Below are 15,339 nucleotides of genomic sequence, written 5' to 3' on the forward strand. Positions count from 1 at the left end.
AATTAAAGTTAATTTACAATAAAAAGTTTACTTTTATGATTTTAAGTGAAGGAGAATGATATGAATAAAATTTGCAAACTGTTAAATATAAAATACCCAGTTATCCAAGGGGGAATGGCATGGGTAGCTACTGCATCATTAGCAAGTGCTGTATCTAATGCAGGTGGACTTGGAATAATAGCAGCAGGAAATGCACCAAAAGAAGCTATAAAGGAAGAGATTGTTAAATGTAAAGAATTAACAGATAAACCTTTTGGTGTAAATGTAATGCTTATGTCACCATTTGTAGATGATATAATAGATTTAATTATAGAAGAAAAGGTTCAAGTTATTACTACTGGTGCTGGAAATCCTGCAAAGTATATGGACAGATTAAAAGAAGCTGGAACAAAAGTTATACCTGTAGTACCAACAATAGCTTTAGCACAGAGAATGGAAAAGTTAGGAGCTACAGCAGTAATAGCTGAAGGTACAGAAGGTGGAGGACACATAGGAGAACTTACTACTATGGTTTTAGTTCCACAAGTTGCTGATGCTGTTAATATACCTGTAATAGCAGCAGGTGGTATTGTAGATGGTAGAGGTATTGTTGCTTCATTTGCACTAGGTGCTAATGCAGTTCAAGTAGGAACTAGATTTATTTGTAGTGAAGAGTGTGCTGTACATTTAAACTATAAAGAATTAGTATTAAAAGCAAAAGATAGAGATGCAATTGTTACAGGAAGAAGTACAGGTCATCCAGTAAGAACATTAAAAAATAAATTATCGAAAGAATTCTTAAAGATGGAACAAAATGGAGCTACTCCTGAAGAATTAGACAAAAAAGGTACAGGTGCTTTAAGGTTTGCAACAGTAGATGGAGATATAGAAAAAGGTTCATTTATGGCAGGTCAAAGTGCTGCTATGGTAAAAAAAATAACACCTTGTAAAGAAATTATAGAAACTATGGTAAATCAAGCAAAAGAGATTATGCCAGGCATAGAACTGTAAATCAGGAGGAGCATGATGGGAAAAGTTGCACTAGTATTTCCTGGTCAAGGAGCCCAATATGTAGGGATGGCTAAGGATTTATATGAAAATAACGAGGTTGCTAAAAATGTAATAGATGAGGCTTGTAGTGCCTTAAATATAGATTTAAAAAAACTTATGTTTGAGGGTAGTGAAGAAGAACTTTCTAAAACTGAAAATACTCAACCAGCTATGGTTACACATAGTGTAGCTGTACTAAAAGCAATACAATCAAAAATAGATTTAAAGTATGATGCATGTTTAGGTTTATCTTTAGGAGAATATAGCGCACTAGTTGCAGCAGATGCAATTGATTTTAAAGATGCTGTATGCCTAGTTAAAAAAAGAGGTAAATTTATGCAGGAAACAGTGCCAACAGGGGTTGGAGCTATGGCAGCTATTTTAGGTTTAGATAGAGAAATATTAGGCAATGTTGTAAAAGATATACAAGGAGGGATTGTAGAAGTAGCAAATTACAATTCTCCTGGTCAGATAGTTATATCTGGTGAAAATGAAAAGATAGAAGAAGCAATGGTAAAATGTAAAGAAGCAGGAGCAAAAAGAGCTGTTAAATTAAATGTAAGTGGACCTTTCCACTCATCAATGCTAAGAGAAGCTGGATTAAAACTAGCTAGTGAATTAGACAAAGTTAATATAACTAAGCCTAAAGTTGATGTAGTAGCAAATGTAAATGCAGATTACTATGAAAATGAAGGTAAAGACTTGCTTATAAAACAAGTAAGCTCTTCTGTACTTTGGGAAGATTCTATAGAAAGATTATTAAATGATGGTTATGATACTTTTATAGAAATGGGACCAGGAAAAACTTTAAAAGCATTTATTAAAAAGATAGCATCTAATAAAAAAGCAAGTGTGAATATTTACAATATAGATGGTATAGATTCTTTAAATGAATTTGTACAAGATTATGGAAATGGAGAGATATAATGATAAATCTTACAGGACAAGTAGCAATTGTTACTGGTGGCTCTAGAGGTATAGGGAAAGAGATAGCAAAGAAACTAGCATCTCTTGGGGCTGATTTAGTAATCAATTATACTTCTAAAGAGGATGAAGCCCTAAAAACTAAAAGTGAAATAGAAGGTATGGGTGTAAAATGTACTTCTATAAAATGTGATGTATCTAAATCTGATGAAGTAAATCAAATGATGGACTCTGTCATAAAAGAGTTTGGAAAAATTGATATATTGGTTAATAATGCAGGTATAACTAAAGATGCATTACTTATGAGAATGAAAGAAGAAGATTTTGATAGAGTCATAGATATAAATTTAAAAGGTGTATTTAATTGTACAAAAGCAGTTATTAAACCTATGATGAAAAAGAAATATGGTAGAATAATAAATATGACTTCAGTAGTTGGAATCATGGGAAATGCAGGTCAAACTAATTACTGTGCATCAAAAGCTGGTGTTATAGGATTTACAAAATCTTCTGCAAGAGAAGTAGCATCAAGAAATATAAATATAAATGCAGTAGCACCAGGATTCATAGAAACAGATATGACTAAAGTACTAAGTGATGATGTAAAAGAATCAACACTATTAAATATACCAAAAAAATCTTATGGTAAACCAGAAGATGTAGCCAATGCTGTAGCATTTTTAGTTAGTGATATGTCAAGTTATATAACAGGACAAGTGTTAAATGTAGATGGCGGAATGGTAATGCAATAATAAAAAATAATACTTTAAAAAGTAGAGAAATCTATTTAAAATAAAAATTAAAATAAAAAATCTTAGGAGGAACACAATGTTTAATAAAGTTGTAGCAATAATAATAGAACAATTAGGAGTAGAGGATAAAGAAATAACTATGGAAACATCATTAATGAAAGATTTAGAAGCAGATTCATTAGATGCAGTAGAAATAATAATGGCACTTGAAGATGAATTTGGTATAGAAATACCAGATACAGAAGCAGAAAACTTCAAATCTATAGGGGACATAGTTAACTATATAGAAGCTAATAAATAGTCGAGCTTTAAAAAAGTGGAGGTATCAGATGAATAAAAGAGTAGTAATAACAGGACTTGGATGTGTTACACCATTGGGAACAGGAAAAGAAGAGTTCTGGAACAATATAAAATCTGGAGTATCTGGTATAGATAAAATAACTAATTTTGATGCTAGCACATATCAAACTCAAATAGCAGGAGAAGTTAAAAATTTTCATCCAGAGGAATATATAAGCAAAAAAGAATTAAAGAGATTAGATAAATTTGCTCAATTTGCAATAGTTTCTGCAAAATTAGCAGTTGAAGATGCAAATCTTGATTTAGATAAAGTTGATAGAGAACGTGTAGGAGTTATAATAGGTTCTGGTATAGGTGGAGTTGAAGCAATAGAAACTCAGCATAAAATTCTTTTGGAAAAAGGAAATAAAAGGGTAAGTTCACTATTTGTACCTATGATGATAGGAAACATGGCAGCTGGTCAAGTTTCAATATTTTTAGGAGCAAAAGGACCTAATACTAATGTATGTACAGCTTGTGCATCAGGAACTCATTCAATAGGTGATGCCTTTAAGGTTATACAAAGAGGAGATGCAGATATTATGGTAGCAGGAGGCTCTGAAGCTGCTGTAACAGGGCTTGCATTTGCTGGATTCTGTAATATGAAGGCTATGTCAACTAGAAATGATGACCCTAAAACTGCATCACGCCCATTTGATAAGGACAGAGATGGATTTGTAATGGGAGAAGGAGCAGGTATTGTTATATTAGAGGACTTAGAACATGCTTTAGCAAGGGGTGCAAAAATATATGCAGAAGTAGTAGGATATGGTTTAACTGCTGATGCATATCATATGACAACTCCAGCTGAAAATGGAGAAGGAGCAGCTAGGTCCATGAATAGGGCTTTAAAAGATGGAAATGTTCCACTAGAAGAAGTCGATTATATAAATGCTCATGGAACTTCAACTTATTATAATGACCTATATGAAACTATGGCTATAAAAACTGTATTTGGAGAAAATGCATATAATTTATGTGTATCATCAACAAAATCTATGACTGGTCATTTATTAGGAGCATCAGGTGCAATAGAAGCAGTTGTTTGTGCAATGAGTATAGAAGATAATTTTGTACCTCCAACTATAAATATACAAGAAGTTGGCGAAGATTTAGATTTAGATTATGTTCCAAATAAAGGTAAAGAAAAAGATATTAGATATGCACTATCAAATTCTTTAGGTTTTGGTGGACATAATGCTACAATTGTACTAAAAAAATATGTATAAATAAATCACAAATATTGAAAATAGAATTAAAAAACAAGCACTTGTTTTTAACTTTATAAGTTTATATTAACTAAATTAAAAGTTCCCTAAATTAGACATTTATTCTAATTTAGGGAACTTTTTTATTAAAATTTAATTCTAGCACATGTTGTAAATCATTTTGATATATTGTATCATAAATTATTGAGAGGTTATATACATGCAAGTTTTTATTCTACAATACACAGAAGGAGGGCTAAAATTTTGAATTTTAGACTACCAAAAAAAAGGTTACCCAAAAAGATAATTTTTATAGCTATAATACTTATTAGTATTATTTTGTTTATAGGATATGACCAAAATGGACTTAAAGAAAGAGAAATTATAAATAAGGGAAAATATATGTCTGAAAGTCTTGTGTCGGATAAGAAGTATGATGAAGCAAAGAAAGTGGTCAAAACTTCTTTTGAATCTATCCCAGAAAAAAAATACAATAAAGTATATAATGAAGTGTGGGATATGTTAAAGACTATTTCATATGTGCCAGATGGAACGAAGATAGTTATTGATTCGTTAGAAAAGATGAGAACATCAGATGTAAAGTTATCCGATGAATGTAGATTTAGTATAGAAAAAAGACTAGCATCAGTGTACATAATGGATAATAATTATTCTAGAGCAGTAGACTTAACTGTAAAGTCTATAAAATTGGCTGAGAAATTAGGGGATAATTATGAAAAAGCAAGACTAGATGTTGATTTGGCGAGCATACTTTTAAAGGTAGGTGGATATGAAACAGCAGAAAAATTAATAAAGGATTCTTTTAAGATAGATGTTGATGAAGATGAAAAAAATGGAATGGTTAGATTATATGCTCTTATAAATTTAGCAGAAATATATGTAGAGTTGGGAGAATATGATAAAGCTATTGAGACATGTAGCAATGTAAAAGACTATAAGAAGTTTGTAAACATAGATGATTACAATGATTTTGAAATAATGGCTTCTATAATGCAGGCAAATGCATATGTAGGAAAAAATGATATATCAAAGGCAAAGACTCTTTTAGAAAGAGCTAATTATCTTATAAAATATGATAAATCAGTTCACATATTAGATAAAGATATGTATTATTATATGGCAATGGGAAATTTGGAATATAAAAGTAAAAATTATGATTCTGCAATAGATAATTATAAAAAAAGTCTAGAGATATCTACTAAAAGAAAGTTAACTCAAGAGAAAATAAAAACTTTAAATGAAATATTAAATATATATGAGAAACAAGGGAATGTAAACTCTGTAAATAAGTATCAGAAGATATTAATAAATGAGTATAAGGAGAACAAAAGTATAAGAGATTCAGAAATTAGCTTTTATATAATTGACAAGGTATCACGTGAAAGTGAGTTTTTTGAAAAAAATAAAAAAGAAATTAAATCTTATAAAATATTATTTAGTGTAATTTTAATTATTACATTAGGTTCTACTTTTTTATATACTAGACTGAAATACTTTAAAGCACAAAATTTACATGATGGACTTACAAATGTTTATAATAGGAAAAGTTTTGATATTATGTATAATAAATACAAAGAAAAAGATGATAACTTTGCACTTGTAATGATAGATATAGATAATTTTAAACTTATAAATGATAATTATGGACATAAATTTGGAGATGTTGTCATAAAGGGTATAGTAAATACTATTTGTGTTATGCTCGAGCAAGAAGATAAAGTATTTAGATATGGTGGAGAAGAGTTTTCTGTATTAATAAGAGATAAGTCTGGAGAAGAAGTGTTTGATATAATTGACAATATAAGAAATGCAATTGCAAATAAAAAATGGAGTGAAGAGGTAACTGTAACTATAAGTGCAGGTATATCCCATATCTCTGACAGCAAAAATATATTAGAAGAAGCAGATAAAAATCTATATAAAGCAAAACAGCTTGGAAGAAATAAAGTAGTGTACAAATAATTGTATATTATATAGATATGAGGTATAAATATGAAACAATCAATAGCTATAGTAACTGATAAGATAACTAAATTATCATCTTTCTTGGAAGAAAATATACGATTGGTTTTAGGAAACTATCTTGATATAAATCACTATTATTTAGAAAATTTGAAAGATGATGATAAAATACAAGGCGATTTTGTTTTAGTAATGAATGATGATAGATTAAATAGCATGAGAAAGCATTTAGTACAAGATAGTAAAATTATAGTTGTGAGAAGAACTTTTAAAGAAAAAGAAATATATGGATTGTTTTCAATACCATATGGAACAGAAGTGTTAGTTGTAAATGATACAAAAGAAACTACACTAGAGACAATAAGTCTATTTTATAAGATAGGAGTAAAAAATTTAAAGCTTACTCCATATATTGAAGGCCAAACTTATGAAAATATAGATATAGCCATAACGCCTGGAGTAACCCAAAAAGTACCAAATTATATAAATAAGGTAATTGATTTAGGAAATAGGTGCATTGATATATCTACTTTTATAGAAATAATAAATGGTCTTAAAATTGATGTCAAGGAAATAAGGAAAAATCTGATGGCATATTCTGAACGTCTAATAAGTTTAGATAATGGTGTCAAAGACAATTATAGACAATTATTTCTAAAAATAGAAGAACAAGATGTTATATTGAATTTGTCAAAGGATGGAATAATATTTACTTCAATAGATGGTGTTGTAAATACATTTAATAAAGAAGTGTTAAAAATTTTAGGTATAGACAGAAATATACGAGGAAAAAACATAAGAGATATTATCTCTAAAGATTTGCAGATTCTACTTGAAGATAAAGAGATTATCGATGAAGTTGTATTTACAAATAAGAAATATATAAATGTAAATAAAAAAAATATATTTTCTATGGGTAATAAAGCTGGTATATACTACAATTTACAAGAGATAACATATATAAAAAAATTAGAACAAAATCTTACTAATAAATTAAGAGAGCAAGGGCAAATAGCAAAGTACACATTTAAAGATATAAAAACTAAGAATAAAAAGATGACAAAGTGTATAGAGTTAGCTAAAAAAATATCTAAATCAGATCTCTCTGTTTTAATAATAGGAGAAAGTGGAACTGGTAAAGAATTATTATCCCAATCAATTCATAATAATTCTAATAGAAGTAATCAGCCCTTTATAGCAGTTAATTGTGCTGCAGTTCCAGATAGCTTATTAGAAAGCCAGTTATTCGGCTATGAAAAAGGTTCTTTTACAGGAGCATTAAGAGAAGGGAAAAAGGGTTTATTTGAACTTGCAAATAATGGAACTATATTTTTAGATGAGATTGGAGATATGCCTCCATTATTGCAGACAAAGTTACTTAGAGTACTTCAAGAAAAACAAGTTATGCCTATAGGTTCTCATAATGTTATAAATATAGATGTTAGAATTATAGCTGCGACAAATAAAAATTTACCTAAAATGATTAGAGAAGGTAAATTTAGAGAAGATTTGTATTATAGGCTGAATGTACTACCAATAGATATACCATCATTAAGGGATAGAAAAGAAGATATAATAACTCTTATGAACTTCTTTTTGGAAAAGAACATAAAAATTTCTCCTGAAGTTGAGGTTATTCTAGAAAAATACAATTGGCCAGGAAATATAAGAGAGTTACAAAATGTTGCTTCTTATGTAAGTTTAATGTGTGAGAGTATGGTTTTTAAAGATGACCTTCCACCCTATATAAAGACCGAATATATTAGTAGTTTTGATGACGGGGTTAGTTATACAAAAAAAGAATTTGAATATATACTTAGAATACTATATGAAAGAAAAGATTTAACTTCTGGAGTTGGAAGAGGTTTTATAATAGAAAAACTTACAGAGGAAGGTATTGAAATATCTGAAAGTAAAGTAAGAAAAGTATTGTCTTATTTGAGTGAGTGTGGATACATATCATCTAAATCTGGAAGATGTGGAAGTCAAATAACACAAGAAGGTATAAAGTTTTACAACAATATAAATTAAATATAAATAGGTTTAGACAATAGGTTTAGATAGGTAATAGGTTATAAGTAAATAACCCATTACCTATTTTTATTTGCAAAAAAATTTGTATTTATAGCCAGAAATAAAAAAATATTTGATGGAACCATTGTGAATACTTGATAAATAATAAATAAACGTAAAGTATAAATTTTGGCATATATATTGCTAATTATAGAGATAAGACAACAAAATAATTGGGAGGTTTAATTATGAAATACAAAACAACAGGGACTTGTGCTACAGAAATTGAATTTGAGGTAAAAGATGACAAAGTTACAAATGTAAATTTTGTTGGTGGATGTGATGGAAATTTAAAAGGATTAAAAGTATTAGTTGAAGGTATGAATATAGAAAATGTAATTCAAAAACTAAAAGGAATAGAGTGCAAAACAAAACCAACATCTTGTCCAGACCAACTTTCTCTAGCACTAGAGAGTTATATAAATAAAAAATAAGTACATAAAACAATCAACTAGTTAGGAGTTTAATTATGAAACCAATAATAGGTATTTTAGGAAATCTGATAATAATGGAAAATGGAATGTTTCCTGGGCTTGAAAGATCCTATGTAAATAATGATTATATAAATGCAGTATTAAAGGGAGGAGGTAGCCCAGTTATTATTCCAGTAAATACAGATAGAAAAGTTATAAAGAGACAGATTGAGATGGTTGATGGAGTTTTAATATCTGGAGGATGGGATGTTAATCCTCAATTATATGGTGAAGAAACAAGAGAAGAAACAACATTTATATATCCTGAAGTAGATGAATTTGATTTAATTGCTATAAGTATAGCTTTAGAACTTAAAAAGCCAATACTAGGTATATGTAGAGGGCTACAAATATTAAATGTAAGTCTAGGTGGAACTTTATATCAAGATAATAATCTTGTTGAAGGAAGTTACATAAAACATACACAATCTTCTAAAAGACATGTAGCTACTCATAAGGTAGATGTTCAAGAAGGAAGTATTTTAGAAGGTATTTTAGGAAAACAATTACTTACAAATAGTTATCATCATCAAAGTATTAAACAACTTGGTAAAGGATTAAAAGCCATAGCATACTCAAAAGATGGTATAATAGAAGCTATTGAAAAAGAGGATGAAAATTTTGTAGTAGGAATACAGTGGCATCCAGAAATGATGGTAGATTATTGTAATAAAATGGAAAATTTGTTTAAATATTTTGTAAATATTTGTTCAACTTTATAATATACCTTGGAGGGATTAAACATGAACGAAAAAAATAAAATGGGATTAATAAGTATTATACTTTTAGGTATTAATGCAGTTGTAGGAGCGGGAGTTTTCCTATTACCAGGAAACGCAATGAAAGCATTTGGTGTTGCAAGTATATTTGTATATATGTTTGATATGTTATTGGTTTTATCTATGGCGTTTTGTTTTGCTGAAGTGGCAGGTAAATTTAATAAAAATGGTGCTGCATATGTGTATACCAAAGAAGCGTTTGGAGATTTTTTTGGATTTGAAGTAGGTCTTATGAAATGGGTAATAGGATGTATTTCTTGGGGAGCATTGATAGTAGGTTTTCCTACATCTTTATCAGCAGTATGGGCTCCTGCAGGTGACCCACATATACAAAAAATTATAATAGTAGCTATGATAGTTGGGCTTACAATTATAAATTTATTAGGTGTATCTTTATCAAAAATTGTACAAAATGTTATAACAGTAGGTAAACTAATTCCATTGGTATTATTTATAGTGATAGGTGTATTTTTTATAAAAGGAGCTAATTTTACTAATTCAACAATGGTACCACCAGGAGCAGGAGTTACAGAATTTGGAGCAGCAGCACTTTTAATGTTTTATTCATTTACAGGGTTTGAATCTATAGCAGTGGCAGCAGAAGATATGGAGAATCCTCAAAAAAATATACCTATAGCAATTATAAGTGTAATAGTAATTGCATCAATAATATATATATTAAATCAAGTTGTGTGTGTTGGTATATTAGGAGATAAATTATCTAGTACAGCTACCCCTGTTGCAGATGCGGCGAGAATATGTTTTGGAAATATGGGAGCAGGATTAGTTACTTTTGGTACATTAGTTTCTGTTGGTGGAATTTGTATGTGTGGTGCTTTTGTAAATCCAAGAAGCTGTGTAGCCTTAGCTGATGACAAGATGTTACCAAGAATGTTTGCAAGAAAAGATAAAAATGGTACACCATATGTAGCGATAATAGCAACTATGATAATTACTATACCAATAGCTTTGTCTGGAAGTTTTGCTGAATTAGCAGCAATAAGCGCAGTTGCCAGATTTATACAATATATACCTACTTCTTTATCAGTATTAGTATTTAGAAAGAAAAGACCAGAATTAGTAGGAACTTTTAAAACTCCATTTGGAGCAGTAATTCCTTTAATTGCAGTGTGTGTTGGTACATGGTTACTATTCCAAGCGTCTATGCACCAATTAGTTATGGGATTAGGAGCATTAGCAGTTGGAGTACCACTATACTTTATAATGAAGTCTTATAATAGAAAGGTTTATGGAGAAGATTTAAAGAAAGTTATTTAAATTATATTGTAAATATTATTTGACTAACAGAGTAATATTATCAAAAAATTAAATATAAACAAATATATATAAGGTTATATTAAAATATTATTAAATTTTTATTTTAGTATAACCTTATATTGTTATTAATACATGAAAAATATTGTAATAGAGGTAAAATAATAGTATTATGTTTATTAGATAAAAAACTTGTTAGGAGGTAAATTTATGTCAGCAATAACTTTAAAGAATGGTATAGAAGTATCTATTAGAGAAGGTGTAAAAGAAGATGCCCAAGCTATTATAGATTTTTATAATGAAGTAGGCGGGGAAACTCATTTTCTTTCATTTGGGAAAGATGAATATAAAATATCTTTAGAAGACCAAGAAAATTCTATAGAATCAGCAAAAGCATCTGATAACTCAATAAAATTAATCGCATTTATAGATGGAGAGATAGCTGGTATTGCTACAATTGATTCCAACCAAAAAGCAAAAGGAAAGCATGTTGGAGTTTTAGGAATTGTTGTTAAAGAAAAATACTGGGGAGCTGGATTAGGTAAAAGACTTATGTTAGACCTTATAGAATGGTGTAAATCAAATGGAATAACTAAGAAAATAACTCTTGTTACTAATGAAGAAAATCATAATGCTATAGAATTATACAAAAGAGTTGGATTTGAAGTAGAAAGTATATTAAAGAAAGAGTGTTATTATAATGGTGTTTATACTGATTTAATAGGGATGTCACTTTTATTAGGAATATAATTAGTGTACATTTTATCTCGAAAAAATCATATTAAGTATGGTATAATTAAAGAAAGAATATAACTTAATATAATTTTGGAGGACGAATTATGAAAAATCTGTGTAAAATATCAGATGAATATTTAAATAGTAAACTTAAATATTTAAAGTTATTATCAAAACAATATCCGAGCATATCGAAAGCAAGTACTGAAATAATAAATTTAGAGGCTATATTAAATCTTCCAAAGGGAACAGAACATTTTATAACAGATGTACATGGTGAATATGAGCCATTTGTACATGTTTTAAAAAATGGTTCTGGTGTAATAAAGAGAAAAATAGAAGAATTATTTTCAAATACAATAAGAGATAGTGAAAAAAAGATGCTAGCAACGCTTGTATACTATCCTGAGCAAAAACTAGACTTAATAATTAAACAAGAGGAAAATATAGATGATTTTTATAGGATAAATATCTATAGACTTATAGAGCTTTGTAAGTACGCTTCTAGCAAATACACTAGGTCAAAAGTTAGAAAACTTTTACCAGAAAATTTTAAATACATAATAGAAGAACTTTTACATGAACACATTAAAAGTGAACATAAAGAAGAATACTATAAAAGTATAGTTGAGACAATAGTTGATATAGGGATAGCTAAAGAGTTTATAATTGCAATTTCCACAGTTATACAAAAGTTAGTTGTTGACAGACTACATGTTATAGGTGATATTTATGATAGAGGTCCAAGACCAGATATAATTGTAGATAAGCTTATTGAACATCATTGTGTAGATATTCAGTGGGGAAATCATGACATACTATGGATGGGCGCAGCATCAGGTGAAAAAACTTGTATAGCAAATGCACTTAGAATTTCAGCTAGATATGCAAACCTAGATATTGTAGAAGATATATATGGGATAAATTTATTACCTTTAGCTACTTTTGCAATAGAAATGTATAAAGATGACCCATGTAAAGAATTTATTCCTAAGATTAATGACCAAAGTGTTACAACAACAGAAAAGTCTTTAATGGCAAAAATGCACAAGGCAATAAGTATAATTCAATTTAAACTTGAAGGTGAAGTGATAAAAAGAAGACCTGAGTTTGAAATGGAGCATAGGCTTTTGCTTAACATGATAAATTATGAAGAGGGAACAATTACCTTAAAAGGAAAGACATATAAACTAAAAGATACTTATTTGCCTACAATAGATAAAAAAGACCCATATAAATTGAGTATTGAAGAAAAAAATGTTATTGAAAAATTAGTGTCTTCATTTAGAGGTAGCGAAAAATTACAAAAGCATGTTTCATTTTTATTTTCTAAAGGAAGCATATATTTAAAGGCAAACTCAAATTTATTAATTCATGGATGTGTCCCATTGAATGAAGATGGAAGTTTTATGTCTATGAATATAATGGGAAAAGAGTATAAAGGTAAAATCCTTATGGATAAGATGGAATCTCTAGCAAGAGAAGGTTTTTTCTTTAAGGATAAAGCAGAAGAAAAATTATATGGTATGGATATTATGTGGTATTTGTGGACTGGAAAATGTTCATCATTATTTGGAAAAGACGATATGACTACATTTGAGAGATATTTTATAGCAGAAAAAGAAACTCATAAAGAAAATAAGAATCCATATTTTAAGCTTAGAGAAAGTGATGTTGCTTGTGAAAGAATATTTGAAGAATTTGATTTAGAACTTGATGAATCACATATAATAAATGGGCATGTTCCTGTAGAAAGTAAAAATGGAGAGAGCCCAATAAAAGCTAATGGAAAAATTCTTGTTATAGATGGTGGTTTTTCTAGAGCATATCAAAAAACTACTGGTATAGCTGGATACACTTTGATATATAATTCTAGAACTTTACAACTAGTATCACATGAACCATTTAATTCTGCTGAGGAGGCTATTGCAAATGAAAGCGATATCTTATCGACAACTGTTGTAGTAGAGCATAAGGCAAAGAGAAAAATGGTGAGAGATACTGATGAGGGTCTAAAAATACAAGAAGAAATAGAAGACTTAAAATTACTTTTAATGGCCTATAAAAAAGGGCTAATAAAAGAAATGTAAACAATAAAAAACTAAGATGACTCTATACTTGAGAGTGGTCTTAGTTTTTATTTTTATAATAATTTACTTATTAAGTGAATCCTAAACAATAGGGTTCATTTTTTTATAGATAAATATTATTAAAAAAATTATATATGTTTTGGTAATATTCCTTGTCCTTTATAAATAGAATTATATAAACAAAGGAGGAGGACAAGAAATGAATAAACTTTCAGATGAAATAATAAACTCTCTTTCTACAAACATAAGAGAGAAGGTAGAAAAAATCTCAAACAATAATCTAAACATAGAAGAAATTAGATTACGTTCACAAAAACCATTGATACTAAATGCAAACTCTAAAGATTATTTTTATAATCAAAAAACTATGGTACTTGATTTAAATCAGCACGATTCATATATAGTGACAAGGGAAGATATAGAGCAAACTTTTCAAATAATATGTAAATACTCAATACATTCATTTATGGATGATATAAAAAAAGGATTTATAACTTTGAGAGGAGGCCATAGAGTAGGGTTAGTTGGAAAAGTAATAGTAGAAGATGGACAAGTCAAAAATATAAAACACATATCATCTTTAAATATAAGAGTATCAAGAGAAGTCATAGGATGCTCAAATAAGATTTTAAGTCATATCATAAAAGGTAAAAATCAAATTAATAATACTTTGATAATATCACCACCTCAATGTGGAAAGACAACTTTAATTAGAGATATAGTAAGAAATTTAAGTAATGGTAATGAGGAATATGGATTTAAAGGATTGAAGGTAGCACTAGTAGATGAACGTAACGAGATAGCAGGGGCTTACTTAGGGATTCCACAGATGGATGTTGGAATAAGGACTGACATAATAGAGACTTGCCCAAAAGATTTGGGTATTACAATGCTTTTAAGGTCCATGTCGCCAAATGTTATCGTGACAGATGAAATTGGAAGTGAGAAAGAAATAAAGGCATTATATACAGCATTAAATGGAGGTATTGGATTAATAACTACTGTACATGGAGATTCAATGGACGATATACAAAATAGAAAAGAGCTAAACAGACTCTTAGACAAAGAATTGTTTAAAAAAGTTATAATTCTTTCTGCTAAGAAAGGTGCAGGAACAATTGAAAAAATTTATGATTTAGAAGAAAAGAGATGGTACTTTGCAAATTAAGATAATTATTATAGCACTCTTAATAGGAAGTAGTTATTTGATAGGTGAGCATATATACAAAACCTATACACGAAGACACAAACAGCTAAATGATTTAATAAGAGTTTTAGAAATATTAAGGATGGATTTATCTTTTGGGCTTTATACATTAGAAGAAATTTTTAGAAGGATAGGATGCAATAAAGACTTTTGTTTTTGGTATTTTTTCTATCAAATCTCAGAAGAACTTCACAATGAACAAAGCAAAACTTTAGAAGAGATAATATCAGAGAATACTGAAATTTTAGTTAAAGAAACTTATCTTGGAAGTAAAGAAATTGAGGAATTAAAAAATCTAATTCTTACCTTGGGAAAAAGTGATATAGAGTCCCAACAAAGAATGATAGATTTATCTATAGAAAATCTGAAAAAACAAACCTATGAAACAAAAGAAGACATAAGTAAAAAAGGGTTACTATATAAAAAATTAGTAACATTTATAGGCATAGGTATATGTATTATATTGATTTAA

Annotated in this window: 14 protein-coding genes; all 14 read left to right on the forward strand. The window is 28.9% G+C overall.

The window, feature by feature from the left end:
* The first annotated feature begins 60 nt into the window (after positions 1-60).
* Positions 61-990 carry an enoyl-[acyl-carrier-protein] reductase FabK gene (gene fabK / locus KGF41_RS10115; protein WP_227827093.1) on the forward strand — a complete coding sequence of 310 codons (930 nt, stop codon included), beginning with the start codon at positions 61-63 and terminating at the stop codon, positions 988-990.
* A 15-nt stretch (positions 991-1,005) separates the two neighbouring features.
* Complete coding sequence (gene fabD / locus KGF41_RS10120; protein ID WP_227827094.1) at positions 1,006-1,956, forward strand: ACP S-malonyltransferase; 951 nt, start codon at positions 1,006-1,008, stop codon at positions 1,954-1,956.
* Entirely contained in the window at positions 1,956-2,705 is a 750-nt protein-coding gene (gene fabG, locus KGF41_RS10125) for a 3-oxoacyl-[acyl-carrier-protein] reductase (protein WP_227827095.1), read from the forward strand. Before fabD ends, fabG begins: the two co-directional genes overlap by 1 nt.
* Before the next feature lie 76 nt (positions 2,706-2,781).
* Entirely contained in the window at positions 2,782-3,006 is a 225-nt protein-coding gene (acpP, locus tag KGF41_RS10130; RefSeq protein WP_227827096.1) for an acyl carrier protein, read from the forward strand.
* Positions 3,007-3,034: 28 nt separating this feature from the next.
* Positions 3,035-4,273, forward strand: a complete 1,239-nt coding sequence (gene fabF, locus KGF41_RS10135; RefSeq protein WP_227827097.1) for a beta-ketoacyl-ACP synthase II — start codon at positions 3,035-3,037, stop codon at positions 4,271-4,273.
* A gap of 243 nt (positions 4,274-4,516) precedes the next feature.
* A complete protein-coding gene (locus KGF41_RS10140) occupies positions 4,517-6,235 on the forward strand; it encodes a diguanylate cyclase (protein ID WP_227827098.1) in 1,719 nt (572 codons plus the stop codon).
* A 30-nt stretch (positions 6,236-6,265) separates the two neighbouring features.
* Positions 6,266-8,266, forward strand: coding sequence for a sigma 54-interacting transcriptional regulator (locus KGF41_RS10145; protein ID WP_227827099.1), 2,001 nt, complete (start codon positions 6,266-6,268; stop codon positions 8,264-8,266).
* A gap of 230 nt (positions 8,267-8,496) precedes the next feature.
* Positions 8,497-8,742 (forward strand): TIGR03905 family TSCPD domain-containing protein, encoded by a 246-nt coding sequence (locus KGF41_RS10150; protein WP_227827100.1) that lies wholly within the window; start codon positions 8,497-8,499, stop codon positions 8,740-8,742.
* A gap of 35 nt (positions 8,743-8,777) precedes the next feature.
* Positions 8,778-9,503: a gamma-glutamyl-gamma-aminobutyrate hydrolase family protein gene (locus tag KGF41_RS10155; RefSeq protein ID WP_227827101.1), complete on the forward strand. Its 726-nt coding sequence runs from the start codon at positions 8,778-8,780 to the stop codon at positions 9,501-9,503.
* A 21-nt stretch (positions 9,504-9,524) separates the two neighbouring features.
* Positions 9,525-10,838 carry an APC family permease gene (locus tag KGF41_RS10160; protein WP_227827102.1) on the forward strand — a complete coding sequence of 438 codons (1,314 nt, stop codon included), beginning with the start codon at positions 9,525-9,527 and terminating at the stop codon, positions 10,836-10,838.
* A 207-nt stretch (positions 10,839-11,045) separates the two neighbouring features.
* Complete coding sequence (locus KGF41_RS10165) at positions 11,046-11,585, forward strand: GNAT family N-acetyltransferase (RefSeq protein WP_227827103.1); 540 nt, start codon at positions 11,046-11,048, stop codon at positions 11,583-11,585.
* An 89-nt stretch (positions 11,586-11,674) separates the two neighbouring features.
* Entirely contained in the window at positions 11,675-13,660 is a 1,986-nt protein-coding gene (locus KGF41_RS10170) for a fructose-1,6-bisphosphatase (protein ID WP_227827104.1), read from the forward strand.
* A gap of 199 nt (positions 13,661-13,859) precedes the next feature.
* Positions 13,860-14,828: a stage III sporulation protein AA gene (spoIIIAA, locus tag KGF41_RS10175; protein ID WP_227827105.1), complete on the forward strand. Its 969-nt coding sequence runs from the start codon at positions 13,860-13,862 to the stop codon at positions 14,826-14,828.
* Positions 14,818-15,339 carry a stage III sporulation protein AB gene (locus tag KGF41_RS10180; RefSeq protein ID WP_227841981.1) on the forward strand — a complete coding sequence of 174 codons (522 nt, stop codon included), beginning with the start codon at positions 14,818-14,820 and terminating at the stop codon, positions 15,337-15,339. Before spoIIIAA ends, KGF41_RS10180 begins: the two co-directional genes overlap by 11 nt.

Origin of the sequence: Clostridioides sp. ZZV14-6150 (assembly GCF_020657875.1) — a bacterium.
Taxonomy (GTDB): domain Bacteria; phylum Bacillota; class Clostridia; order Peptostreptococcales; family Peptostreptococcaceae; genus Clostridioides.